Here is a 26,351-nt window from a genome sequence, read left to right on the forward strand (position 1 = left end):
AGGTTAAGCCCATTCAACTGGAGTCGTAGATGACGCAAAGACTGGCCGGCAAGACAGCATTGATTACCGCAGCGGGACAAGGCATCGGGCTCGCGACCGCGGAAATGTTCGCACGCGAAGGCGCGCGTGTGATCGCCACGGACATTCGCATCGACGGCCTCGCCGGCAAGCCGGTCGAGGCGCGCAAGCTCGACGTGCTCGACGGCGAGGCGATCAAGGCATTGGCCGCCGAAATCGGTCCGATCGACGTGCTGTTCAACTGCGCGGGCTTCGTGCATGCGGGCTCGATCCTCGAATGCAGCGAGGAAGATTGGGACTTCGCGTTCGACCTGAACGCGAAGGCGATGTACCGGATGATCCGCGCATTCCTGCCAGGCATGCTGGAGCGTGGCGGCGGCTCGATCATCAATATGTCGTCGGCGGCGTCGAGCGTGAAGGGCGTGCCGAATCGCTTCGCGTACAGCGCGTCGAAGGCGGCGGTGGTCGGGCTGACCAAATCGGTCGCCGCGGACTTCATCACGCGTGGTGTACGCTGTAACGCGATTTGCCCGGGCACGGTGTCGTCGCCGTCGCTCGAACAGCGAATCGCGGCGCAGGCCGCGGCGCAAGGCGCGACGCTCGAAGCCGTGCAGGCCGCGTTTGTCGCGCGTCAGCCGATGGGCCGCATCGGCAAGCCGGAAGAGATCGCCGCGCTGGCGCTGTATCTCGCGTCGGACGAGTCGGCGTTCACGACTGGCCATGCGCATGTGATCGACGGCGGCTGGTCGAACTGATTCATGCGCGCCTGCCTGAGCCGGCGCGCGTTGACGTACCAACTGAACACCACTGAAACCCAGAGGAAAGTGCAACGATGAAACTGCTTCGTTACGGGCCGAAAGGCCAGGAAAAGCCGGGCTTGCTCGACGCGCAAGGCAAGATTCGCGATCTGTCCGGCGTGGTTGCCGACATCGACGGCGCGGCGTTGACCGACGCAAACCTCGCCAAACTGCGTGCAGTCGACGCGGCCTCGCTGCCCGTGGTCGAAGGCAATCCGCGCATTGGTCCGTGCGTCGGCAAGATCGGCAAGTTCATCTGCATCGGCTTGAATTACGCGGATCACGCGGCTGAATCGAATCTGCCCGTGCCCGCCGAACCGGTGATCTTCAACAAGTGGACGAGCGCGATTTCCGGTCCCAACGACGACGTGGAAATTCCGCGCGGCTCGAAGAAAACCGATTGGGAAGTGGAGCTCGGCGTGGTGATCGGCAAGCCCGCGAAGTACGTGGACGAAGCGAATGCGCTCGACTACGTCGCCGGCTATTGCGTGATCAACGACGTGTCGGAACGCGAATGGCAGATCGAACGCGGCGGCACGTGGGACAAGGGCAAGGGCTTCGACACGTTTGGCCCGATCGGCCCGTGGATGGTCACGCGCGACGAAGTCGCCGATCCGCAGAACCTGGGCCTGTGGCTCGAAGTGGACGGTCACCGCTATCAGAACGGCAACACGAAGACGATGGTGTTCGGCGTCGCCAAGCTGGTTTCATATGTGTCGCAGTGCATGAGCCTGCAACCCGGCGACGTCATTTCCACTGGCACGCCGCCGGGCGTCGGCATGGGCGTGAAGCCGAATCCGGTGTATCTGAAGCCGGGGCAGACGATTCGCCTCGGCATCGAAGGTCTCGGCGAGCAAACGCAGAAGACCTACGCGGCGGAGTAAAACGCTCGCGGCCGACGCGGGGCGCGGGGCGCGCGGCGCATGAGCTTCGCGCCTGCAACTTCAATTCGCCGGTTCGTGGTCGCCGTTCTCGCCGATCCGGTTGACCGTGCCTTGTGCAACCGCCACGAGTTTCTCGCGGTTGCCGTCCATCACGAAGATGTTGCACTGGCAGGTCGCCTGATGGCGGCCTGCATACACCACTTGCGCCCTCGCAATCAGCGTCCCGTTCACGGCCGGACGCAGATAGTTGATCTTATATTCCCCCGTCACGACCTTCGGCCCCAGGGAGAGCGCGCCGGCAAACGTGAGCGCGTTGTCGGCGAGATAGCTGATCACGCCGCCATGCACGAAGCCGTGCTGCTGCCGCAGCTCGTCGCGGATCGGCAGGCTCAGCGCGAGTTCGCCGGTGCCCGCGTACATCAGCTCGGCGCCTAACAGCATGCTGAACGGCTGGGCGTGCAATGCGCCGCGCGCCCGGTCGAGTAGGTCAGTCATTGTGTTTCCTTCGAGGAAGGCCCGCGGTGGCATCGCGCACGAGGGTGCGCTCGTCGGTCCCTACCCACTCTAGGAAGCGCCGACGCACGCCGTCAAGGTGAATCGGAAATATCTGCGCGGCATGCTTGTGTCGGTCGACAGAAATACAGACGATGGCCGACGTAAACGCACCGTAAGGCGAACTTTGACGAATTTGATCTTCAGCCAGCTTTGATGCTGCCGTTAACCCTGACGTAGCTCCCGTTATTCTTTGCCTTCAGGTGTTCACGATGTTCAGCAAGATCAAGGTCGCATCCGGCCTGTTGTGTGTCCTGGCCGCGTTCTGCGTTTTCCAGCTTGTCACGGTGGGGTTGGGTTTCTGGTCGTTGACGCGTACCCATCACGACGTTGGCGACCTCGCGAATATCGCGTTGAAGCAGGTCGATGCCGTCAACGAAACGACTCAGCATCTGATGGACGCGCGTATCAACCTGTCGCGCGCCGGTACGCGGATGGTGCGCGGCGGCGCGGAGCCGACGGACATCGTCCAGCATGCCCGCGAGCAGCTCACGGCCGCCGAGCGGTCGTTTAACGCGTTCTCGAGCGCGCCGAAAACCAGCGACGAAAACGGCGCACGCGCGGCGGCGCTCGCCGAGCGCTACAAGAAGCTGCATGGCGCGCTCAGCGAGCTCGCGCAGTTTCTCGACGCGAACAACATTCAGGCTTTTCTCGATCAGCCGACGCAGTCGTTCCAGGATGCCTATCTGACCGAGCTCCATAACTTCACGCAGTTCGGTAACGCCGCGAGCCGCGCGTCGCTGGATTCGATCGACGCGCGCATGGCGACTTTCCGCGTCGTCAGCATTGTGATTTTGCTGGCGCTGGTCGGCGGAACGTTCGCCGTGCATCTGGCGTTGCGCCGTGGCGTGGTCGCGCCGCTCGAGGAAGCCGGCCGTCACTTCGAGCGCATCGCTCAAGGGCGCCTCGATCAGCCGATCGCCGCGCGCGGCACGAATGAAATCGGCCGGCTGTTCTCGGGCCTGGCGAAGATGCAAGCAAGCGTCGCTCGCACTGTGCAGACCGTGCGCGAATCCGCCGATTCGATTCACCTTGGCGCCGATGAAATCGCGACCGGCAACGCCGATTTGTCTGCACGCACGGAGAACCAGGCGGCATCGCTGGAAGAAACGGCATCGAGCATGGAGGAACTGACCGCCACCGTGCGTCAGAATGCCGACCACGCGCGTCAGGCCAATGCGCTCGCCGAGACCGCTTTGGAGGCCACCTCGCGCGGCAGTGAAGTGGTCGACAAGGTCGTCGACAAGATGCGCGGCATCGCGCAAAGCTCGGACAAGATTGCCGAGATCATTTCGGTGATTGACGGCATTGCGTTCCAGACCAATATCCTCGCGCTGAATGCGGCCGTCGAGGCGGCGCGCGCGGGCGAGCAGGGCCGCGGCTTCGCGGTCGTGGCCGGCGAAGTGCGCGGGCTCGCGCAGCGCAGCGCGCAATCGGCGAAGGAGATCAAGACGCTGATCAGCGAGTCGGTTGCCGAAATCCAGGGCGGTTCCGCGCTGGTCGAGCACGCCGGCGAGGCGATGAGCAACGTGTCGGCGTCCATTTCCCGCGTCACGCAGATGATGGCGGAAATCAGCGCGTCGTCGCTCGAACAAAGCACGGGCATCGAGCAGGTGAATCAGGCCGTGGTTCAGATGGACGAGATGACGCAGCAGAACGCGGCGCTCGTGGAAGAGGCGGCGGCAGCGGCGGCTTCGCTGCATCAACAGACGCAGCAATTGAAGGAGGCGGTTTCCGTCTTCGAAATTTCTGAAGCTGTGTTGCGGACACAACAGTTCGACGCAATGCCGGTCCAATCTGCGCAATTTGCGTTGTCGCGAATGCGCGCGATTTAAATCGTCTGCGCATAAAAATCAGGCAGCCGCAAAAAGAAAATGGCCCGCAAAAGCGGGCCATTTTTTTGTCAGGCGCAAGCGCCTACGCAAAGCTCAAAGTACCGTGGGTACTTAGGCCGGCGTGATGTTCGCAGCTTGCTTGCCCTTCGGGCCTTGCTTCACTTCGAACGACACCTTTTGGTTTTCTTGCAGGGACTTAAAGCCGCTGCCTTGAACTTCCGAAAAGTGCGCGAACAGGTCTTCGCCGCCGTCGTCCGGCGTAATGAAACCAAAGCCCTTTGCATCGTTAAACCACTTCACAGTACCTGTTGCCATTTTTAATCCAGTAAATGTTGTGTATTGCATTCGCGACCGCTACTTCTCAACCCGAGATCGAGCGCGAAGTACGAGTTGTATCACGTCTTTATGACGGACGCCAATCAACCAGTATTCGGGTATTCCCAGGTTTGGGGGTTTTTCCGGTGTCAACGGCGCAAAAAACGCATTACTCGAACCAGGGTAAACCCTTGGTATTAAGGGTTGCCCCGGCCGTTCCCGCCCCGGAATTTTCGGCGCTTCAGGCCGGTAACGCGTCGAAAGCGGTGGCGAGGTGATAGGGGGTAGTCGACGGCATGTCGGCGCGCGCCACGTCACCGGCCGAGGTTTTGCATTCGAACCAGCCTTGCGGCCGCAGGAAGCGCTGCTGGAACAGTTCGATTTGCCGCGGCAGCGCCGCGCGTACGGCGGCATCGTCGTGGCTCGCGAGTGCGCGCAGATATTCCGTCTGCGCCCAGATGCGCTGGATCGGGTCTTTGACTTGTCCGTCTTCATTCAGCGACGCATACACGCCGCCGGTTTCCTGATCCACGCCATGACGTTGCGCGAAGGCGAACGCGCGCGGCAACGCTTCCGCAAGCCCGGAGCCGTCGAACAGCTCGCGTGCCTGCGTGACCAGCCAGAACCATTCGAACTGATGGCCTGGCTCCAGGCGATTGTCCGGCGCGCCGACCGGCAATTCGGCGATGCAGCCCGACGGCGCATGCACGAAGTGACGAGCGACGGCGCCGGCGAGGCGCCGCAGCGCGGCGTCGAAAGCGTTGTCGCGCGTGGCCTCGCGGGCGGCGAGCCACGCTTCGGTCAAATGCATCAACGGATTCTGGATCGGCGTGCCGGTCACGTTCGCGAAGTCGGCGGTGAGCGCGGCGTTGAAGAGATCGTCGTCGGCGGTAAAGCGCGATTGGATCAGCGCCGACGTTGAATGCACGATCTCGAGCGCGTCGCGATTGCCCGAGCGGCGGCCATATTCCGCGCACGCAAAGACGACGAACGCATGCGTGTACAGGTCTTTGACGGTGTCGAGCGGTGCGCCGTGCGCGTCCACGCTGTAGAACCAACCGCCGTGTTCCGTGTCCTGAAAAGTGCGCGTGAGCGAATCGAACAGGACTTGCGCGTGGGCCGCATCGCCGGCCCGCGAGAACACGAACAGTTGACGCGCGCACGCCATTGCCCGGTAACGCTCGACGGGCGCCGGACGGTGGTCTTCCGCCACGAGCGCCTCGTACGGCAACCTGAGCGCGGGGTTGAAACCGGGCCCGCGCCACATGGGCAGGATGACGCCGTTGAAGTGGTCGCGCAGGCCGGCGGCGAGCGCGATCGTCGAGGCGGCGTCAGAGTGGGTGCTGGGCATAATCAAATTCAAGCGCGGGTTTCAAGGCGCCCGTGAGAGCGGGCCGGGTTCGGCGGCAGCGCGGCTGCGGCGTGCGGCCTGCCTCGCGGGTACGACAGGAGCGGCAGGTGCAGCAGGAGCGGCGGAACCAGCAACGGCACGCGGCTTAGCATAATGCAAACGGATGCGAGCCGGCACCCAAAATCGGCAGCGAAAAGGCTTAATAACTTCAAGAAGGAGAGAAGACGATGCTCGGCAACTTTGATCTCATCTCCCGTCTGGTGCTGGCCGCGGCGCTCGGCAGCGTCATAGGCTTCGAGCGGGAGCGCTTGTCATGGGCCGCGGGCTTGCGCACGCACATGCTCGTGTGCGTGGGCTCGGCGCTGATCATGATCGTGTCGGCCTACGGTTTTGCCGAGGTGCTCACCGGCGAACACGTCGTGCTCGATCCTTCGCGGATGGCGGCCCAGGTCGTCTCCGGAATCGGCTTTCTCGGCGCGGGTTCGATTCTGCTGCGCGGCGAAATCGTGCGCGGGCTGACGACGGCGGCCAGCCTCTGGTCGGTCGCCGCGATCGGTCTTGCGGTCGGCGGCGGGCTCTATACGGCGTCGATTGCGGCGACCGTCATCATTCTGATCATCCTCGCGGGCATCAAGCCGCTTGAGCGGCGCTTCATCACCGTGAAGCAGCGGCGCCAGGTGACGATGCTCGTCGAGCGCGGCACTCTCACGTTTCACTCGCTGCACGACGAGCTGGGCGCGGCGAGCCCGCGCGTGAAGCAATTCGTGATGCAGCAGAGCGACGAAACACCCGAATGCGACGAGGTGATGATCACGCTGCATCGCGTGTCGAGTGTCGAATACGAGGCGATTTGCACGCGCTTGCGTCAGTTGCAGGGCGTGAGGGAGTTCCGTCAGGACGACGCGTCGGGTTAAGCGAAAATCGTCGGCGAATGGCTTCGGCGGCGGTGGGCGCCATGCGACAATGCGGTCTCGAAAAATTCCAATGGCATTTGACGAGCGGTGCCGGCGCCCGCTCCCCGGCGACGGCCGCTTTCTTCTCTATGGCAGATTCCGCAGTAACCAAGCAGTCCCGGCCTGAGCGCGCCGCTTCGAAGAAGCGTCGGCAGGCCACCGTCCCAACCGAAACCGAAAAGAAGCTGGCGCGCGCCGCGCGCTCGGCGCAACGCCTCGCGCAACTGAGCGACGTCGCGCGCGACGACAGCACGCTCGACCTGTTCCCCGACGACCCCACCCGCGCGACGCTGGAAGCGATGAATATCGACATCCGCCAGGGCACGCTGCATGGCTTCGAATTGCCCGATGTGGTGCTCGCGGCGGTGGGCGCTTTTGATGCGTCGGCTGAGGGTGTGTCGATGGATGGTGGTAAGGCGGCGCGGCGGACAGGTCGCGGCGGGAAGAGTGACGAACCCGGTGTGGTGAGCGCGCAATTGACTGGGCTGGAGATCGAGCCGTCGGCGGCCGTTGCGTCGGATGTGGCGCGCGAATCGTCGGCTGTGGATTCGGCTGACGGCGATAAGCTGGCCACTTCGGCGCTTACGCCGGCCATGGCGGCCGCGACGGTCGCGCGCAGCGTGACCGCGCTGCGTCAGGCCGTGGAGCCTGGCGGCGCGAGTGTGGACTCGGCGGCTGGTGACGGCGCAAGACAGGGGAACGCCAAATCCGGGCAGCGGTTGGCTTCGACCGAGCGAACGGAAGCGGCGCTGCCTGGCTTGGCGGATGCGACTGCAGCGAGCCCGCGCGGCGGAGCGCCTGTAGTGCTGGAGTCTGGGCTTGGGTTGGCCGCAGGCGTGGCGTCGTCCAGGGCGGCGGACGCGCAAGCGCGTCGGACGGCCGCGTCGACGGACAGATTTGCGAGCTCATTTGCGGACGAGACGAAGCCATCGGCGATTGGATCGGCGCGCGACGCAACGGAAACTGCAACCGCAGGCATAGAAGCGCCGGAAACCAAACGCATCGGCACCGCGGCCGCGTCGGCGCACGATAAAACGTCAACCGCAACTGCAGCGAAAGAAGCATTCGACACTAAACGCACAGTCACCGCGCCCACCTCGGCGCGCGATACGACACCGACTGCGACCGTGGCCACCGAAGCGCCAGAGACTAAACGCACCGCCACTGCACTGACGTCGGCGCGCGGCGCAACGTCAACCGCGACAGCAGCGACAGAAGCCCAACGCGCCGAACCCGCCGCCGCCGCACCCACCGCACCCGAACTCGACCGCGCGCGTGCAACCGCCTTCGCGGACACCGTCGATGCGTTGTACGGCGTGATCGCCGACCAGCGCCGCGCCGCGACCGACCACTCGCGCCGCATGAAATGGATGCTGTCGATCGTGGTCGGCGCGCTGCTGATGACGGTCGCGATCGGCATCACGCAAACGCTGCTTCTCATGCGCCTGACACGCGAGACGACGGCGCAGCAGCATCGCGTCGAAGAGATGATGCAAAACCAGCAGGCCGCGATGGCCAGTCTGCTCGACACCCAATTGGCGATGGCCAATGCCGCCGCCGCCAAGGCCGCTTCCCCGGCCGTGATGCCGACGGCGGGCGCTGCAGCGGGCGCAGCACCGCAGCAAGCCACCACGACGCCGACAGCGAACGGCAAGCGCGCCGTCCGTACTCAACACGCGCACAAGCCGAAGACCGCCACGCGCTGATCGTCCGCGAGTCCCCGCCGCGCCGGCGCAATGCCGGCCGCGCCGCGATTTCCACAGCCTCGCCCGGATAGACGCCGTAAGGCGGACGCCGCCCGCTGTCCGCCGCAAGCGCAATCGCGCGCTCTACACTCTGCATGCTGCCGCGAAGCCGAATCGGACACGCCAGCGCCTCATTCGACCCGAGCCACATGCCGACGAGCGAACACAAATATTCCATCGACGATCTGATCGCCGCGCTTCTGCGCGATCAGGGCATACACGACGGACACTGGGCCTTGAACATCGAGTTCTCGGCCACCGGCGCCGCCGTGAAGCCGCAAGACCAGCCGACGCGCACGCTGCCGGGGCTGATCGTGTCCGTCAACAGCGCGACGCTGGTGGCGGCTGACCCGTCGGCGGAAGGCTCCGTCGACGCCGCCGCCGTCAACCCGCGCAAAAGCGGGCCGGCGAAGCGGCGAGCGGCCAGCCTGAAAGGAGGGCCGACGACGCTGCAATAAGCGCTGACGCCGACAAACGGAACGCGGGCAAAAAACAGGGACGTTGTAATGTTGCAACGCAATATGTCCGCAGATGCGGCCAGGCGTCGCACCCCCGAATTATTGCTGCGCTGCACTAGCTTTCGCCTAGGGAAAACCCTATAATTCTTCTTAAGGGAAAACCCTAGCAAATGCAGCAATTAACCGGGAGTCGCCATGAGCTTCATCTTTGCACTGTTTCAAAAGGTCAGCGACCTCTTTACGTCGCCCCACCTGCCGCTGGACGCGGACTACTCGTACGCGGCACGCGCCCGCGAAGCCGAGCGTCAGCGCAAGGCGCAAGCCACGCTGTTCGGCATCAAGCTGACCGACTAATAGCAAGCTGTTCGGCCCGCGCGCGTTAAAGCGCCGGGTGCGCACCTCGAGTGCGCGCGCATCATTTCAAGCCACTGCCCGCGAAAGCGTGCCGTGGCTTTTGTTTATTCGGCGCCTGGCGCGCCGCTTCAGCGGGTTCTCTGCCGTCTTATATTTCCCCGCCGAAATGAATGTAACGGCGGCTGACGTGATTGCGCCGCGCAACGCGCGCGCTCGGCCCCGAGAGCCTTATTGCCCGCAGGTCTCAGCCGAGAAGGCGCTAACGCCATCCGTCCCTATCTTTGAAATGTGCGCTTACAAGTGCTCACGTCTTCATGCGGTTTGCGTCGTTAAAGTGGTTTTCAAGCGCACGGCGTCGTGTGCAGGCCCAAAACCCGGCCAAATGCAGCGCGGCGCCGGCTTGATCCGAACTTTACGGGAGAGAACCATGAAAGCCTTCAACAAGACATCGCGGACTATCGTCGCGGCATTGCTGGCCGGCGGCGCCATGCTGGCAGCCGGCGGCGCGTCCGCTCAGGAACGCGTCATCGTCGAACACGGCCCGGCGCCGGTCGTTTATGGTCAGCCGCATATGATGCCGGTCGGCGTGTCGATCGACATCGGCTGGCACGGCGATCGTTATTACGACGGCCATCGCTATTGGCAGCACGACGAGTGGATGCGTCATCACCCGCACGACTATGATCCGCGTCACCACGGCCGCGACGAGCACCGTCCGCCTGCGCGCTACTAATTCGCGCATGAACCTTCGTGCCGCCTGAAACGGCGCGAAGCTGACAAAGCCGGCTCTTCCGCGAGGAAGGCCGGCTTTGTCGCGTTCGGCATGACGCATGCTCGGGCTGCGCTATGCTTCAACGCTTTATGGATTGTCAGCGAGGTAGCGGCGTGAGCAAGGCAGCAAAGGCAGTGATAGGCGTAGTGGGTACCGGGTTGATGGGCGTCGGCATCGCGACGCAAAGCGCGTTGCACGGACACCGGACGGTCGTCCATGACGTCGACGCGGCTCGTCTCGCGAGCGTCGTGCCGAAAGCCGAAGCGGTGCTGGACGAACTGATCGACGCGGGCCGCATCGGGCCGGAGGCGAAGCAGGCGGCGCTCGCGCATATCGAGACGCATGCCGCGCTGGACGTAATGCGCTCCGCCGATTTCGTCATCGAAGCGATTCCAGAAGTGCTGGAACTGAAGCACCGCCTATACGAAAAGCTGTCGACGCTTCTCGCCGACGACGCCATTCTCGCCAGCAACACAAGCGGCTTCCCGCCGGATCAGTTGGTCACGCCGTTGCGCGCAAAAGAGCGCTTTGTCATCGCGCATTTCTGGAATCCGCCGCACATGATTCCGCTCGTCGAAGTGGTGCCGGGAAGCGCGACTGCGCCGGACGTCACCGCAAAGACCGCGGAATTGATGAGCGCGATCGGCATGGAGCCGGTGGTTCTGACGAAGGCGATTCCCGGATTCGTCGGCAACCGTCTGCAGTTCGCGGTATTGCGCGAGGCGCTGAACATCGTGCGCTCGGGCGCGGCAACGCCGGATGTGGTCGACCGCGTCATGAAGGCGTCGCTTGGGCGCCGCTGGGGAATCGTCGGGCCGCTGGAGGCGGCGGACATGGGCGGGCTCGACACTTTCCTCGATATATCCACGCATCTGATGCCCGAGCTCGCGAAAGACGAAGACGTGCTCGATCTGCTGCGTCAGCAGGTGGACGCGGGGCGCGTCGGCGTGCGCAGCGGTGCCGGGTTTTATGACTGGGACGAAGCGCATCTCGCGCAGGTGAAGGAAGGGCGCAAGCGGGTGATCGGGCGGGGGTAGGGTTACGGCGATACGGCTGACTTAAGGCATATAAATCGCAAATACAGGCTTAAGCCTGTATTCGAAAATTACAAGCTAAAACCTGTTAAACGCATGTTGCACCGCCCGCCACGGCTCTGCGCTATAACTACCCATCATCCTTCCAACACGCGCCACACCCATGTCCCACTACTTCTACGACCCTGCCGCCGGCCACAATCTCCCGCACGATCCGTTCAAGGCGATCGTCGCGCCGCGTCTGATTGGATGGATTTCTTCTCGCGACACCGACGGCACGCTGAATCTCGCGCCGTACAGCTTTTTCGGCGCGTTCGCGACTTTTCCGCCGATCATCGGCTTTTGCAGCGAGGGCCGCAAAGACAGCGTTTCCAACATCGAGGCCACCGGCGAATTCGTCTGGAATCTCGCGACGAAACCGCTCGCCGAGCAGATGAACCGTTCGTCCGCGCCGGTTGCGCCGCATGTCGATGAATTCGAGCTCGCGGGGCTCACGCCTGCGCCGGGGCGTAACGTGCAGGTGCCGCACGTCGCGGAATCGCCGGCCGCGCTCGAATGCAAGCTGCTGCAGGTCGTGCGGCTGCATACTCTCGACGGCAAGCCGATGGACAACTACCTGTCGCTCGGGCAGGTGGTCGGCGTGCACATCAACGAGGCTTATCTGAAGGATGGATTGTTCGATACGCACGCCGCGCAACCCATCATGCGCGCCGGTTATCGCGCGGATTACGCGGAGATTGGCAATATGTTCGAGATGTTCAGGCCGACCGCGTAACAGCAGGCCTCTGCAGATGTGGCGCGCTCGCAGCCCGAGCAACGTACAGCCCGAGCAATGCACAGCAGGAGCACGCTTGGACCGATCCTTGGAGCGCGGCTGAGTCCCGCCACGAGCACCTTCAACCGCGCCTCGAACCCACTCAATCCCGCCCACTCTCAAGCTTAAACACGCTAACCACTTGCGCCAAACGCGCCGCATGGTCGCGCAATTCCGCAGCCGCCTCTTCCGCTTCCGCGACAATGGTCGCGTTCTGCTGCGTCGCTTCGCCGATCTGCGTGACGGCGAGATTGACCTGCTCGATGCCGCCCGACTGCTCGCGCGACGCCACGCTGATCTCGCCCATGATCGCGCGCACCTGGCCGACCTGCTGAACGATGCCTTGCATCGTCGAGCTGGCCTGCTCGGCGATCTGGAAGCCGCTTTGCACGGTCGCCGTCGATTCGGCGATCAGACCTTCGATCTCCTTCACCGAAGCCGCGCTGCGCTGCGCGAGCGCCCGCACTTCCGAGGCGACGACCGCGAAGCCCTTGCCGTGCTCGCCAGCGCGCGCCGCCTCGACGGCCGCGTTAAGCGCAAGAATGTTGGTCTGGAAAGCGATGCCTTCGATCACGCTCGTGATCTCGGCGATCTTCTGCGACGAGCGGCTGATGTCGCCCATCGTCGACACCACGCGTTCGACCGCGCGGCCGCCTTCGAGCGCCGCGTCCGCCGCGCGCGTGACCAGCGTATTCGCTTGCGATGCGTGATCGGCGTTCTGCTGCACCGTCGACGTGATCTGCTCCATGCTCGCCGCGGTTTCTTCCAGGCTGCTGGCCTGCGTCGCGATGCGCGAGGCGATGTTGCCGCTGCCCGTGGCGATCTTCTCGGTGCCTTCCGACATATCCGTCGACGCACTGCGCACCTGCGAAACGATGCGCGCGAGACCTTCGCCGATGCCGTCGATCGAGCGCATCAGGCGGCCGATTTCGTCGGCGCGTCCGCTTGCGCCCTGGGCGACGCGCACGCTCAGATCGCCCGACGCGAAGCGCTCGGACGCCTTGACCGCTTCGTCGAGCGGCCGGCTGACGAGGCGGCGCACCGCGAACAGAAACACGACCGCGAACACGCCGACCAGCACGAAGCCAGCGATCAGGAAGTGATTGCGCGTCGCGTTGACTTCGGCCATCACTTCGTCGCGCGGCGCGACGCCGCCCACGAGCCATTGCCATTCCGGCACGGTGATGAACGAAACGAATTTGTCGCGCGCGCCTTGCTCGCCAAGCGTGGCGTCGGCGGAACTGTATTCCAGCCGGCCTTCCTTCATGTCGAGCATTTGCTGATACGGCGCGTTCGCGTTGTCCGCGTTCTGGCCGGCGGCGGCCGGATGCACGACCAGCTTGCCGCGGTCCGCGCCCTTCGACGCGTTGACCACGAAGTAATAGCCGCTGTCGCCGATCTTCAGCTTGCGGATGCCGTCCTGGACCTGCTGGATTTCCGGATCGACGTTCACGCCGACAAACAGCGCGCCGATCACGCGGCCGCTCGCGTCCGTCACCGGCCGGTATTGCGTGATCCAGCGCTTGCCGAACAGCGCGGCGAGCCCGGTATAGGTCTTGTTGGCGACGACGAGCGCATACGCCGGTCCGTTGCGGTCGAGCAGCGTGCCGATTGCGCGCGAGCCGTCCTGTTTCTTCAGCGAGGTCGTCACGCGCACGAAGTCGTCGCCCGTGCGCGCGAAGATCGTGGCGACCGCGCCGCTGCGTTCGAGAAACTGGTCGGGGATAGTGAAGTCCATGTTCAGTACCTTGTCGCCGGCTTTGAACGTGGGCGTGGCGACGCCGTTCACGTCGATCTTCTGCGTTTCGTCGAGCGTATAGGTGCTGGGCAGGAAGCTCGCGAACAGCGACGTCGAGCGGTCCACTTCGGCGGATAGCGCCTTGTCGAACAAGCTGATCATCGCGGCGATCGAGCGATCTTTTTCGGCGATGCGTTCAAGCACCTGGTCGCTGACCTGCTTGCCGGCGCTGCGCGTGAGCGCCCACGTGAACGAGGCGAAAATCAACGCGACCAGCACGCACGAAAGTACGGCGAGCCGCGCGCCGACGCTGGCGCCGCGCAAAGAGAATGATTTCATGGACGTGTGCGGAGTAAGAAGGACAAACGATGCACGGCGGGCGCGCAGGCACCCGCCGGCATCGTGTCTGGTTTACGGCCGCCGATAACGCTTCCTTTAGCGAACTGGAAGCATTTCGTAATACTGCGGCGCTTCAAAGCGCCTGTTTGCACGTCTCAACGCACCGTCTGACAGCGCCTGAACACCCCGTCAGCCTGTCAGCGCTTCGTCGTCCACGTGCGCAGCAACAGCGCGTTTGTGACCACGCTCACGCTCGAGAACGCCATGGCCGCGCCGGCCAGCATCGGATTCAGCAAGCCGAAGGCGGCGAGCGGAATGCCGATCAGGTTGTACACGAATGCCCAGAACAGGTTTTGCTGGATCTTGCGCCACGTCTTGCGCGAAATGTCGATTGCATCGGCCACGAGCGCCGGGTCGCCGCGCATGAGCGTGATGCCGGCCGCGTGCATCGCGACGTCGGTGCCGGTCGCCATCGCGATGCCGATGTCGGCGGCGGCGAGCGCGGGCGCATCGTTGATGCCGTCGCCGGCCATCGCGACGATGCCCGCGCTGCGGATTTTCAGATCGCGGATCACGCGAGCCTTGTCATCCGGCAGCACATGCGCATGAAATTCGTCGATGCCGAGTGCTTGCGCGACGCTCGCCGCGCTGCCGCGATTGTCGCCGGTCACGAGCACGCTTTTCACGCCCATTGCCGCGAGCCGCGCGACGGCCGCGCGCGCGGTCGGTTTGACGGTGTCGCCGAATGCCATGAGCGCGAGCGCGACCGGCGTCGACGGATCGAGCTGCATGAGCCAGGACACGGTATTGCCGGCCGCTTCGAGTTCGTGGGCGCGCGCGGCGACTGGCGGCGGAAGTTCGACGCCCAGTTCTTCCAGCCAACGGGTGCTGCCGAGCGCCAGCTTGCGGCCGCCGACTTCGGCTTCGACACCGCGACCGGCCACGGCGCGCGCGTCGCTCGCAGTCAGCGCGTGCGCGCTGGATTTCGCCGCCTCATACGCGCTGACGACGGCCCGCGCGAGCGGGTGATCGCTTTGGCGCTGCACGGCTGCCGCGAGCGCGAGCGCTTCATCGCGAGCGATCTCGCCGACCGGTTCGAACGCCGTCACCGAAGGCTGCCCGATGGTCAGCGTGCCGGTTTTGTCGAACGCGACAAGATTCACGCGATGCGCGGTTTCGAGCGCCTCGGCGTCCTTGATCAGCACGCCGTGCCGCGCCGCGACGCCGGTTCCGGCCATGATCGCGGCCGGCGTCGCCAGGCCGAGCGCGCACGGGCAGGCGATCACCAGCACCGCGACCGCGTTCAGGATCGCCGTTTCGCCGCCGGCGCCCGCCAGCAGCCAGCCGATCAGCGTGAGCGCCGCAATCGCCAGAATCGCCGGCACGAAGATTTCGCTGACGCGGTCGACGAGCCGCTGGATCGGCGCCTTCTCGGCCTGCGCGCTTTCGACAAGCCGAATGATCCGCGCGAGCGTCGTTTCCGCACCGGTCGCGGTGGTGGACACGGCAATCGCGCCTTCGCCGTTGATTGAGCCGGCGGTCACCGCGTCGCCAGTCTGTTTGGCGACGGGCAGGCTTTCGCCGGTAATCAGCGATTCGTCGATGTGCGTGCGGCCTTCGAGCACCGCTCCGTCGACCGGAACGCGTTCGCCCGGCCGCACGATCACGACGCTGCCGACCGTCACTTCCGCGAGCGGCACTTCGCGCTCGCCCGCGCCGACGCGAATGCGCGCGCGCTCGGGCCGCAGCGCCTGGAGCGCGCGGATTGCGTCGGTGGTTTGGCGCTTCGCGCGCGCTTCGAGCCATTTGCCAAAGCGCACGAGCGTGATGACGACCGCCGACGCTTCGAAGTACAGATGCATCGCGTCGTCTGGATGACGCGCGAGTTGATAAACGCTGATGCCATACGCCGCCGACGTGCCGAGCGCGACCAGCAAGTCCATGTTGCCCGCGCCGGCGCGCACCGCGCGGTAGGCCGCGCGATAGAAGCGCGCGCCGAACACGAACTGCACGACCGACGCGAGGCCGAACTGCAGCCAGACCGGCAGCATCGCCTCTGTGCCGAACCATGCGGCGATCATCGGGACGATGAGCGGCAGCGTCAGCAGAGCGCAGACGAGCACGGCCGCGAGTTCGCGGCGTGCCTCGCTGCGTTTGCGCTCGGCGGCGGACGGCGCGGCGGCGCCGGAAGCGCCGGCAGCGCTGGACGGGCCGGCATCGACTGATTCCGGCGCGGTGTCCGGCGGCGCGACCAGCGCGGCTTCGTAGCCGGCTTTCTTGACGGCGGCGATGAGCGCGTCGGCAGTGACCGCCGCGCCGGTCGCCGCATCGCTCATCAGATTGACGCTCGCGGTCTCGGTCGCCAGATTGACGGACGCCCCGGCGACGCCCGGCACCTTCGCCAGCGCTTTTTCGACGCGCATCGCGCACGACGCGCAGGTCATTCCGCCGATTTCCAGCTCGGCGGTGTGGATCGGATCGGCGTCGGCAGGACGGGCAGCAGCGGCAAGTTCGGTCATGGTGATGAAGGCTCGTGGCGGCATCGGCCGCATGATGAAGCCTAGTATCGACCTTCCCATGATGGGAAGGTCAAGCGCAGTCTCGCCACGCGCCGGGCTTTGCGGCAATCAGCGATTCACGCCTTTGCGCTTGCCTGGTGAGCGCGGATACGATACAACGCGATGTTGTCGGCGATGCAACGCGGACTGGCTGCGCTGGTTTTGGGAGACCGCGCGAGCACTGTTGCCCTCACGCCGGCGTCTCCCTTTGGACAGCACGTTCCGCCCTCTGAACGAATGATAAAAAATCGCCGAGCAGTGTTTACGAATTACTGGACCTGCGCATCGCTCGCAGGCCTCGCATTTTTGGCTGGTTGCGCGTCGACGCCGTCCACGACGCAAAAATCCACCGGCTGGATCAAGGACGAAGTCGCCGATTCCTATGTATTCGGCTATCCACTGGTGCTGATGGGTGTGGCGCGCGACGCGGCCGTCGGCACCGAGCCCGGCCAGGCGCCGCTCAATACACTGCGCCATGCGCAGGCGCTGCCGCCCATCGGCGCGGCGAATCCGATGCAGCCGAGCCTCGACACGCTGGACTCCACCGGCTGGCTCGACGTCGGCAGCGAACCGGTGATCCTCGCGCTGCCCGACTCGCGCGGCCGCTATGTGGACGCCCGCGTGCTCGATATGTGGACCAACGTGGTGTGGTCGACGGCCGACCAGTTCGCGACGCGCGCGAACGGCATCAAGGCGCAGGCCATCGCGTTCGTCGGACCGGGTTGGCAGGGCGATCTGCCGAAAAACGTCAAGCGCGTCGACGTGCCGACCCGCAACGCATGGGTGAGCGTGCGCGTCCAGTCGAACGGCACGCGCGATCTGACGGCGGTTCGCAAACTGCAGCGCGCGATTCGCGTGGCGCCGCTTTCGGTGTACGCGGGCAGCACGCGCTCGGCGTCGATTGCGCCGCCGCGCAGTAATGCCGATGCGCCCACCGGCGCCATTGGCGCCGCGGGTGCATCCGGCACGCCCGCCGCGCAGGTCGCCGCGCTCGACGCAAACGGCTTCTTCAACCGGCTCGCGCAGGCGCTGCCCGACAACCCGCCGACGCCGGCCGATCCGCACGCGCTCAAGTTTCTCTCCGACCTTGGCGTGACGCCGGGCCAGCCGGTGAAGCTGCCGGGCGCATCGGACGCCATTGCAGCGGGTCTTGCCGACGGCCACGAGCGCGTGGTCACGCCGCCGTCCAACCTGCTGACGGGCAACGGCTGGAGCTGGTTCGGCGACGGCGTGGGTAGCTACGGCCCCGACTATGCGCTGCGCGCTTACGCCGCTTTCGCGCAGCCGGGCATCGGCACGAAAGACGATGAAGTGCGCGCGGTCGTCACTCAGGACAGCGACGGTCACGCGCTCAACGGCGCGAATCGCTATGTGATTCACTTCGCGCCGAATCAGTTGCCGCCGGTGCGCGGCTTCTGGTCGATCACCGCTTATACGAAGGACGGCGCGCTCGGCGAAAGCGCGCCGGCGCGTATTGCGGTCGGCGATCGCAACGGCGCGCGCCGCAATCGCGATGGATCGCTTGATGTCACGGTCTCGTCGACGCGCGGCAAGAGCGGCAACTGGCTGCCGGCGCCGCGCGCCGATCTGCAACTCGTGCTGCGCCTTTATGCGCCGAAGCCTCAAGCCACCGACGGCACCTGGCAGCCGCCCGCCGTCGTGCGTCAGTAACTTGCGCTTCGCATAGTCGGCAAGATTCGAAGGCCGGCAGCGCGCGTCCGTCACGACTTCGCGGTCAATGACGGACGCGCGGTTGTAGAGCGCCGGCGATTGTGTAAGCACGGCTTACATTTCTATCCGACGAAAGATTCACGACTTATACTGCCGCTTGCGGGATTTTCGTGTCGCGGCCGGCTTGCCGCCGCATTACCCAAAACCGAGCATGGCAAGCATCAATAAAGCATCACTCGCGTCTTCCATGCAGACCATGCGCGATGTCGCGCAGTCGCGCCGCACACGTCGCGTCATCACCGGTCTGCTGATCTTCATCGTAGTGTTCGGACTGCTGGGCTTTTTCGCGGCGCCGCCGCTGATTCGCCATATCGCCGAACAACAGCTCAGCAAGCAACTCGACCGGCCCGCTACGATTGGCCGCATTGCGCTCAATCCCTATACGCTGAAACTCGAAGCGGACCGCGTGCATATCGGCGAGCGCGGCGGCGCGGGCGATTTCGTGGACATCGAAAGGCTTATTGTTCAGCCGTCGTGGAGTTCGCTGTTTCGCGCGGCGCCGATTGTCGATGAAATACAGCTTGATTCGCCGCGTTTTCATATTGTTCGCTACGACGCGCAGCGCTTTAATTTCACCGATCTGATCGAGAAATTCTCGAAGCAGCCAAGCACGCCCGACAGCAAGCCGACGCTCTTCTCCGTGTCGAACATTCGTCTCGAGAACGGCCAGATTACGTTCGACGACAAACTGCTCGGCGCGACGCATGTGATCGATCAATGGAAGCTCGGCATTCCGTTTATCGCCACGTTGCCGTCGAAAACCGATATCTTCGTCGAGCCGTTGCTGCGCGCGCGCATCGACGGCAGCCCGCTTGCCATCGACGGCAAGACGAAACCGTTCGCCGCGTCGCGCGAGTCGGAAGTGTCGTTGCGCTTCGAAGGGCTCGACGTGCCGCGCCTCATTTCGTATGTGCCGACCAAATTGCCGGTGATCGTGCAGGCGGGCAAGCTCTCGACGGATCTGAAGCTCAACTTCGTGATGTCGAACGACGCGCCCACGCTGCGCGTCGCAGGCACCGTCGATCTGAACGATGTCGATGTGCGGGACGCAAGCAAGGCGCCGTTTTTCGCCGCGCGCGCGGTGCATGTCGCGGCGCGCACGCTCGAGCCGCTGAAGAGCGTCTATCACTTCGACGACATTCGTATCGACGCGCCGATTGCGAATCTCGCGCGCGACAGGAACGGAGCGCTGAGCGTCGAGAAGATGTTCGCCCCCGCGCCGGCGCCTTCGGCTGCCCCCGCGCCTGCGAAGAATGCGGCGCAAGCCGCCAGTTCGCCGGCGCCTGGCTCCGCAGCGGCGGCACCGTCGGCTGCATCTGCGGCAAGCGGCGCGCAGAACAACGCTCAGCACGAAGCGCAAAAAAGCGCGGACAAACCCGCACCGCCGCTCGACCTCTCGATCAAACGCTTCGTACTGAACGACGGCACCGTCAACGCACGCGACGAAGCTACGTCGCGTCCCGTCGACGTCGGTATGGAAAAGCTCGCGGTCACGCTGACCGATTTTTCGACGCTCGCCACCGCGCCCGCGCACTACACGCTCAACACGAACCTCAAACGCAGCGGCGGTTCACTGGGCGTCGCAGGCGCATTGAGCCTGGCCGCCAAAACCGCGAGCGCCAAACTCGATATCAAGTCGCTGAATCTGCCGCTGCTGCAACCTTATCTCGATGCGGCAACCGTGGCGCAAGTTACCGACGGCACGCTTTCGACGACCGCCAACATCGGCGCGAACTGGTCGAAGTCGCCGGCCGCGGTGATGGTCGCGGACTCGCAGCTCGATCTGCAATCGCTGAAATTGACGACGCGCGGCGCGAAGGCTCCTGTGATCTCGCTCGCGCAGGGCAGCGTCAAGGTCAAGCAGGTGGACCTGAACGCGCGCACCGCCGATGTGACGAGCGTCGACACGACCGGCCTCGCCGTCGACGTGCAACGGCTGAAAGACGGCAGCATCAACCTTGCGTCGCTCGCCGGTCCGCATGAGGCGGAGCCGAAACGCACGGCCATTCATGCTGTGAAGAAGGCGCAGGCGGAAGGTCCGGCATGGCACTACAAGATCGGCGAGCTGAACGTGAAGGACGGCACCGCCAATTTCACCGACAACACCACGCCGCAGCCGGTCAAACTCGGCATCGCGCCGCTGCAACTGAAAGTGCAGCAGATCAGCGACGACCTGAGCCGTCCGCTGCCCGTGGAACTGCAAGCCACGCTGAACAAGAAGGGCACGCTTGGCCTGAAGGGCGACGTCACCGCGACGCCGCTCAAGGTTGCGGTCAAGGTGAACGCGAACCGGCTGGACGCGGCGGCGTTCGAACCGTACTTCGGCAGCCAGTTGAATGCGACGATTGCGAGCGCGCTGCTCAACGGCAGCGGCGATCTTGCGTTGACTCAGGCGAAGTCGTTGAAGGCGACTTATCGCGGCGATGTGGCGCTCGTGGACGTGCGCATGCTCGACAAGGCCACCTCCGATCCGTTCGCCGGGTGGCGCTCGCTCGCGCTGACCGGGCTGAAGGCGGATTACGACGAGCGCGGCACGTCGGTGGACGCGGAGCGCGTCACCTTCACGAAGTTCTATGGACGCGTGCTGCTCGACGCGCAAGGCAAGCTCAACCTGAACGATGTCGTCGCGCATCAGAGCGGCGCGGCGCAGTCGCTCACGCGCGACAAGAACGCCAAGGACGGCGCGGAACCCGTGCCGTTGACGCCGCCGACGGCCTCGGCCGTGGTTGCCGCGTCGGCACCGATCGTGGCGTCAGCGTCCGCGCCGGCGTCGTCTACCACGACCGCTGCGCCCACCACGCCCGCCACTGTCACTGCCGCAACACCGCCGCAAAGTCCGGTCAAGCTGCATTTCGGCCAACTGGTCTTGCAGCAAGGCCGCGTGACCTACACTGACAACTTCATCAAGCCGAACTTCACGGCGAACCTGGTTGGCATTCAGGGCACCGTCGGCGCATTCGGCACGCAGTCGACCACGTCCGCGCCCGTCGACATTGCGGCGAAGCTGGCCGCCAATGGCCCGCTGTCGATTCGCGGCACCGTCAATCCGCTGATCGCGAAACCGGCGCTCGATCTGACCGCGAGCGCGCACGACATCGAGCTGACCAATCTCACGCCGTATTCCGCGAAATACGCGGGCTATCCGATCACCAAGGGCAAGCTGAACGTCGATCTTCACTACAAGCTCGAGAACGACCAGTTGAACGCGGACAACCATTTGTTCATTGACCAACTGACGTTCGGCGATCACATCGAGAACGACACGGCGACCAAACTGCCGGTGCGGCTCGCCATCTCGCTCCTGAAAAATTCGCGCGGCGAGATCGACGTCAATCTGCCGGTGTCCGGCTCGTTGTCGAACCCCGAGTTCAGCATTGGCGGCCTGATCTGGCATGCGGTGCTGAATCTGCTGCAAAAGGCGGTGACCGCGCCGTTCTCGCTGATCGCGAACGCGTTCGGCGGCAGCGGCGAGGAACTCGGCTACGTCGAGTTCGAACCGGGCTCCGCGCAACTCACCGACGCCGACACGAAGAAGCTCGAGACGATCGTGAAGGCGCTCGGCGCGAAGCCGTCGATCAAGATGGATCTGATCGGCCGCGTCGACCCGAAGATCGACGAGCCCGCGTTGCGCATGCGCTACGTGGACCGCCTCGTCAAGCAGCAGAAAATCAAGGACGTGGTGGGCAACGGGGAGAGCGTGGACCTGTCGAGCGTCACCGTCGATCCGAAGGAATACGACAAGTATCTGACGAAGGCCTACAAGTCTGCGGACTTCAAGAAGCCGCGCAATTTCGTCGGCCTGACGAAGTCCTTGCCCGACGACGACATGAAGAGCGCGCTCGCAGCAAACGCGCCCATCGACGAGGCCAGCCTGCGGCAGCTTGCGCAGCAGCGGGCGCAAAGCGTGCAGCAGTATCTGGATGGCAAGATCGACAGCAGCCGGGTGTTTGTCGTCGCGCCGAAGCTCGACGCGGACGGCATCAAGGACAAGGGCGCGACTACGCGCGTTGATTTCGGGCTGAAGTGAGTAACGTCACGTGCGCGCCGTCGTAGTCGCGTCGCTCAGGCGGCGCGCGTCGGCGTCTTCAACGCTGTCTGCTCGATGACGCGCGCGAGCGTGTCGAACGCGGGCCCGATCTTCTCGTTCGGCACGCACGCATAGCCGAGCAACAGCCCGCGCCGCGCGGGCGGATCGCTGCTGTAATAGGTCGCGAGCGGCCGCACGATCACGCCGGCGTCGAATGCGGCCGCCGTCACCGCGCGGTCGTCCGCGTGATCCGGCAGACCCAGCACCAGATGCAAGCCCGCTTCGTCGCCCATCACCGGCAATTCGCTGCCGAAACGCGCGGTGATCGCGTCGATCAGAATTTGCCTGCGCTCTCCGTACAGCGCGCGCATGCGCCGAACGTGCGACGTGAGGTGGCCGTCCATGATGAAGTCGGTCATGACGGCTTGCTGCATCAACTGTCCTTCGCGATAAAGCTCCGCGACGCCCATGCGAAACGTATCGACGAGATGCTCCGGCGCGATCATGTAGCCCATGCGCAGACCCGGAAAGAGCATCTTGCCGAGGCTGCCCACGTAAATGACCTGACCGGCGTCGTCGAGACCTTGCAGCGACGCAAGCGGCCGGCTGCCGTAGCGAAACTCGCTGTCGTAATCGTCCTCGATGATCCACACGTTGTGCTGACGCGCGTATTCGAGCAACGTTCGGCGGCGCGCGAGACTCATCACCATGCCGAGAGGGTATTGATGCGACGGCGTCACGAGCGCGAGGCGCGGCGGCTCCCGCAAATCCTCCTCACGCGGATTGAGACCTTCATCGTCCACGGGCACCGGCACCAGCGTGATTCCCGACGACTGCAACACGCTGCGCGCGCCCCAATAGCACGGCTCCTCCACCCAGGCGCGATCGCCGACGTCGGTTAACAGACGCACGGCGAGATCGATGGATTGGTGAATACCCGTAGTGATGATGATCTGATCCGGCGTGCAATTCACCGAGCGCGCGACGCGCAGATAGTCCGACAACGCGCGGCGCAGCGGACGATAGCCGCCGCCGGGCGCATACGTCAGCAGATCCGGATTCGCTTCTTTCCACAAACGCGCTTGCAGGCGGCTCCACGTTCGGGCCGGAAATTCCGCGACGTCCGGCACGCCCGGCATGAAGGCGCCCCATTGTTTCGCCGAGACCCCGGCCTGGCCGATCAGACGCCGCCCCCGATTGGACAGGTCGTTCAGATCGCGCTTCGGCGGTTTGGTTTGCGTGCCGACTGCCGCACCGGCCGTAGCGCCAACCGCCGCCACCGCCGGCTTTCGGCGCGCGTTGACGGCGGCGCTGTCCGGCTGCGTGTCGGCGACATAGGTGCCGCTGCCCGTGGTCGAGATCACGTAGCCTTCGGCGGTCAACTGGTCGTACACATGCAGCACCGTGTTGCGCGCGATGCCCAGGTCTTCGGCGAGCGTGCGCGAACTCGGCAGCTTGGTGCCAGGCGGCAACTGACCGGTGAGAATGGCCTGCTGCATCAGCCGCAACGTCTGCCGGTAGAGCGGTTCCGAGGCCGCGCGATCAAGCCTGGCGGCGAGCCAATCCGACAAGATGATCGTATCCAAGTGGTTCTATCCGGAATAATGAAATGGTTCCATATTGTAGAACCGTAACGGTCTATAGTGGGCCACGCAATTGATGCAAGCCCGCTGCTACGCAAGAGCAGCCGGCTCGACCGCAGAGGAGACTACGGCGATGAAAACGGATGAAGTGATCGTCAGCTTTCGAGGCGTGCGCAAGACGTACGACGGCGAAACGCTGGTCGTCAAGCAACTGGATCTGGACATCTATCAGGGCGAATTCCTGACGCTGCTCGGGCCGTCGGGTTCCGGCAAAACCACCTGTCTGATGATGCTCGCCGGTTTCGAATTTCCCACCGGCGGCGAGATCTGGCTCGACGGCACATTGCTCAATACCGTGCCGCCGCACAAGCGCAACATCGGCATGGTGTTTCAGAACTACGCGCTGTTCCCGCATCTCACGGTCGAGCAGAACGTCGCGTATCCGCTGACCGTGCGCAAGGTTTCCGCCGAAGAGCGCGCGCATCGCACGAATAACGCATTGAAGATGGTGCGCATGGAGAGCTTCGCCAAGCGCTATCCCGCGCAGCTTTCGGGCGGACAGCAGCAGCGCATTGCGCTTGCACGCGCGCTGGTGTTCGAGCCGAAACTCGTGCTGATGGACGAGCCGCTCGGCGCGCTCGACAAGCAATTGCGCGAACACATGCAGTACGAACTGAAGTCGCTGCACGAGAAGCTCGGCGTGACCTTTGTCTACGTCACGCACGATCAGGGCGAGGCGTTGACCATGTCCGATCGCGTCGCCGTCTTCGATAAAGGCATCGTGCAGCAACTCGATACGGTGGACCGTCTGTACGAATCGCCGTGCAACGAATTCGTCGCGAACTTCATCGGCGACAGCAACAAGCTGCGCGGCACGATCGCCAACGTGAACGGCGAATATTGCGAGCTTCATCTGGCCGACGGCACGCGGGTGACGGGCCGCAATATCGGCGGCGCGCGGGCGGGCACGCCGGCCATCGCGTGCATCCGGCCGGAACGCATGAAGCTCTCGGCGGGCGGCAATGGACATGCCAACGGCCCTGCGCGGCCGGGCGCCAACGCGCTTGCCGGCGAAGCGCGCGGACTCATCTATTTCGGCGATCACGTGCGGATGCGCTGCGGTTTGCCGCAGCAGGACGAGTGCTTCGTCAAGGTGCCGCTCGGCACCGACGCGCTCAACGCGTTCGCACCCGGCGCGCCCGTCGCGCTCGAGTTCGCGCCGGAGCATCTGCGGGTATTCGCGGGGGCGTAAGCGCGGCAAACGCGAGCATGATTGCATCAGCGGGGCAGTCAGCAGCACATAAGAACGTCGCATGGACTCATGCTTGAAACCACCACCAAAGGAGAGCAACACACCATGAGCAAGATCGGGAAATCGCGCTGCGCCATCGCTGTCGGTGCTGTGGCGCTCGCGCTGGGCGCGGCGCAGGTGAATGCGGCCGAACTGACGGTCGTCAACTTCGGCGGCGCCAACGGGGACGCGCAAAAGGCAGCGTTCAACCAGCCGTTCGAATCGCAGACCAGCAGCAAGGTGACCGCCGTCGAATACAACGGCGAGCAGGCCAAGGTCAAGGCGATGGTCGAGGCCAAGCATGTCAACTGGGACGTGGTGGAAGTGGAGTCGGGCGACATCGGCCGCGGTTGCGACGAAGGTCTGTATGAAAAGCTCGACTGGTCGAAGATCGGCAAGAAGTCGGATCTGATTCCTGAAGCGCCGCAAACTTGCGGCGTGGGCTTTTTCGTGTGGTCGACGGCGCTCGCGTATAACGCCGACAAGCTGAAGAGCGCGCCGTCCGGCTGGGCCGATTTCTGGGACGTGAAGAAGATTCCGGGCAAGCGTGCGATGCGCAAGGGCGCGCGCTACAACCTCGAGTTCGCGCTGATGGCCGACGGCGTCGCGCCGAAAGACGTCTACAAGGTGCTGGCGACGAAGGAAGGCCAGGACCGCGCGTTCAAGAAGCTCGACGAGCTGAAGCCGAACATCCAGTGGTGGGAAGCGGGCGCGCAGCCGCCGCAGTTTCTCGTGGCGGGCGACGTGGTGATGTCGACGGCGTATAACGGCCGCATCGACGCCGCGCAGAAGGAAGGCAAGAACCTCAAGGTCGTGTGGAACGGCAGCATTTACGACCTCGACTATTGGGCGATTCCGAAGGGCTCGCCGAACAAGGCGCTGGCCGAGAAGTACATCGCGTACACGCTTTCGTCGAAGCCGCAGCAGGACTACGCGCACCACATCGCTTATGGTCCGGTGAACGTGGCGGCGATCAAGGGGCTCGACGCGAAGACGCTCTCGAATCTGCCGAACTCGCCGGCTAACGGCAAGAACGCGGTGCTGCAGAACCTGTCGTTCTGGACCGATCATGGCGACGAGCTGGAGCAGCGTTTCTCGTCGTGGGCTTCGAAGTAAGCCGTGAAGTGATGCGATGACGCGCGCGCGTTGGAGCGATCCGCTGCGCGCGCGGGTGGATGGACTGGAGCCGGACTAACGCTGCT

General features: G+C 64.5%; 20 protein-coding genes. 14 read left to right on the forward strand and 6 right to left on the reverse strand.

Translation table 11 applies throughout. From position 1 onward, the window contains the following. Nucleotides 1-29 precede the first annotated feature (29 nt). On the forward strand, nucleotides 30-773 hold the full coding sequence (locus C8K18_RS29245) for an SDR family oxidoreductase (protein ID WP_006047524.1): 744 nt from the start codon (nucleotides 30-32) through the stop codon (nucleotides 771-773). 77 nt (nucleotides 774-850) lie between these two features. Next, nucleotides 851-1,699: an ureidoglycolate lyase gene (locus tag C8K18_RS29250; protein ID WP_029967367.1), complete on the forward strand. Its 849-nt coding sequence runs from the start codon at nucleotides 851-853 to the stop codon at nucleotides 1,697-1,699. Nucleotides 1,700-1,759: 60 nt separating this feature from the next. Here C8K18_RS29250 and C8K18_RS29255 read toward each other — a convergent pair whose 3' ends face one another. After that, on the reverse strand, nucleotides 1,760-2,194 hold the full coding sequence (locus C8K18_RS29255) for a PaaI family thioesterase (RefSeq protein WP_107710677.1): 435 nt from the start codon (nucleotides 2,192-2,194) through the stop codon (nucleotides 1,760-1,762). Between the two features lie 269 nt (nucleotides 2,195-2,463). Here C8K18_RS29255 and C8K18_RS29260 point away from each other — a divergent pair, with 269 nt between their 5' ends. Then, a complete protein-coding gene (locus C8K18_RS29260; protein WP_107710692.1) occupies nucleotides 2,464-4,086 on the forward strand; it encodes a methyl-accepting chemotaxis protein in 1,623 nt (540 codons plus the stop codon). 111 nt (nucleotides 4,087-4,197) lie between these two features. On the opposite strand, the gene C8K18_RS29265 is transcribed toward C8K18_RS29260, so the two are convergent. Further along, the gene (locus C8K18_RS29265) at nucleotides 4,198-4,401 is read right to left on the reverse strand and encodes a cold-shock protein (RefSeq protein ID WP_006047528.1); all 204 of its coding nucleotides are present in this window, start codon (nucleotides 4,399-4,401) and stop codon (nucleotides 4,198-4,200) included. Between the two features lie 241 nt (nucleotides 4,402-4,642). Continuing rightward, the gene (locus C8K18_RS29270) at nucleotides 4,643-5,752 is read right to left on the reverse strand and encodes an AGE family epimerase/isomerase (protein WP_107710678.1); all 1,110 of its coding nucleotides are present in this window, start codon (nucleotides 5,750-5,752) and stop codon (nucleotides 4,643-4,645) included. Between the two features lie 227 nt (nucleotides 5,753-5,979). Between C8K18_RS29270 and C8K18_RS29275 the strand changes: the two genes are divergently transcribed. From C8K18_RS29275 to C8K18_RS29300, 7 genes are all read left to right on the forward strand, one after another. Then, nucleotides 5,980-6,666, forward strand: a complete 687-nt coding sequence (locus C8K18_RS29275) for an MgtC/SapB family protein (protein ID WP_006047530.1) — start codon at nucleotides 5,980-5,982, stop codon at nucleotides 6,664-6,666. Between the two features lie 128 nt (nucleotides 6,667-6,794). Continuing rightward, a complete protein-coding gene (locus tag C8K18_RS29280) occupies nucleotides 6,795-8,411 on the forward strand; it encodes a hypothetical protein (protein WP_258196215.1) in 1,617 nt (538 codons plus the stop codon). 188 nt (nucleotides 8,412-8,599) lie between these two features. Further along, on the forward strand, nucleotides 8,600-8,908 hold the full coding sequence (locus C8K18_RS29285) for a hypothetical protein (RefSeq protein WP_107710680.1): 309 nt from the start codon (nucleotides 8,600-8,602) through the stop codon (nucleotides 8,906-8,908). 195 nt (nucleotides 8,909-9,103) lie between these two features. After that, a complete protein-coding gene (locus C8K18_RS33425) occupies nucleotides 9,104-9,262 on the forward strand; it encodes a hypothetical protein (protein WP_006047533.1) in 159 nt (52 codons plus the stop codon). A gap of 427 nt (nucleotides 9,263-9,689) precedes the next feature. Beyond that, a complete protein-coding gene (locus tag C8K18_RS29290) occupies nucleotides 9,690-9,995 on the forward strand; it encodes a hypothetical protein (RefSeq protein WP_006047534.1) in 306 nt (101 codons plus the stop codon). A 113-nt stretch (nucleotides 9,996-10,108) separates the two neighbouring features. Further along, nucleotides 10,109-11,071 (forward strand): 3-hydroxyacyl-CoA dehydrogenase family protein, encoded by a 963-nt coding sequence (locus C8K18_RS29295; RefSeq protein ID WP_375135822.1) that lies wholly within the window; start codon nucleotides 10,109-10,111, stop codon nucleotides 11,069-11,071. Between the two features lie 160 nt (nucleotides 11,072-11,231). Then, a complete protein-coding gene (locus tag C8K18_RS29300; protein ID WP_006047536.1) occupies nucleotides 11,232-11,843 on the forward strand; it encodes a flavin reductase family protein in 612 nt (203 codons plus the stop codon). A 142-nt stretch (nucleotides 11,844-11,985) separates the two neighbouring features. On the opposite strand, the gene C8K18_RS29305 is transcribed toward C8K18_RS29300, so the two are convergent. Together C8K18_RS29305 and C8K18_RS29310 are read right to left on the reverse strand one after the other, a co-directional pair. After that, nucleotides 11,986-13,959, reverse strand: a complete 1,974-nt coding sequence (locus C8K18_RS29305; protein WP_107710681.1) for a methyl-accepting chemotaxis protein — start codon at nucleotides 13,957-13,959, stop codon at nucleotides 11,986-11,988. 197 nt (nucleotides 13,960-14,156) lie between these two features. After that, nucleotides 14,157-16,478: a cation-translocating P-type ATPase gene (locus C8K18_RS29310; RefSeq protein WP_258196216.1), complete on the reverse strand. Its 2,322-nt coding sequence runs from the start codon at nucleotides 16,476-16,478 to the stop codon at nucleotides 14,157-14,159. Between the two features lie 276 nt (nucleotides 16,479-16,754). On the opposite strand from C8K18_RS29310, the gene C8K18_RS29315 reads away from it, so the two are divergent. Both C8K18_RS29315 and C8K18_RS29320 read left to right on the forward strand, forming a co-directional pair. Beyond that, nucleotides 16,755-18,188, forward strand: a complete 1,434-nt coding sequence (locus C8K18_RS29315; protein WP_107710682.1) for a DUF1254 domain-containing protein — start codon at nucleotides 16,755-16,757, stop codon at nucleotides 18,186-18,188. 211 nt (nucleotides 18,189-18,399) lie between these two features. Then, nucleotides 18,400-22,275 (forward strand): DUF748 domain-containing protein, encoded by a 3,876-nt coding sequence (locus C8K18_RS29320; RefSeq protein ID WP_107710683.1) that lies wholly within the window; start codon nucleotides 18,400-18,402, stop codon nucleotides 22,273-22,275. A gap of 35 nt (nucleotides 22,276-22,310) precedes the next feature. Here C8K18_RS29320 and C8K18_RS29325 read toward each other — a convergent pair whose 3' ends face one another. Then, on the reverse strand, nucleotides 22,311-23,861 hold the full coding sequence (locus tag C8K18_RS29325) for a PLP-dependent aminotransferase family protein (RefSeq protein WP_107710684.1): 1,551 nt from the start codon (nucleotides 23,859-23,861) through the stop codon (nucleotides 22,311-22,313). A 130-nt stretch (nucleotides 23,862-23,991) separates the two neighbouring features. On the opposite strand from C8K18_RS29325, the gene C8K18_RS29330 reads away from it, so the two are divergent. Together C8K18_RS29330 and C8K18_RS29335 are read left to right on the forward strand one after the other, a co-directional pair. Next, the gene (locus tag C8K18_RS29330) at nucleotides 23,992-25,110 is read left to right on the forward strand and encodes an ABC transporter ATP-binding protein (RefSeq protein ID WP_107710685.1); all 1,119 of its coding nucleotides are present in this window, start codon (nucleotides 23,992-23,994) and stop codon (nucleotides 25,108-25,110) included. Between the two features lie 105 nt (nucleotides 25,111-25,215). Then, nucleotides 25,216-26,265: an ABC transporter substrate-binding protein gene (locus tag C8K18_RS29335; RefSeq protein ID WP_006047543.1), complete on the forward strand. Its 1,050-nt coding sequence runs from the start codon at nucleotides 25,216-25,218 to the stop codon at nucleotides 26,263-26,265. The last annotated feature ends 86 nt before the right edge of the window (nucleotides 26,266-26,351 follow it).

The sequence above is a fragment of the Paraburkholderia sp. GV068 genome, from assembly GCF_003058125.1.
GTDB classification, from domain to species: Bacteria; Pseudomonadota; Gammaproteobacteria; order Burkholderiales; family Burkholderiaceae; genus Paraburkholderia; species Paraburkholderia graminis.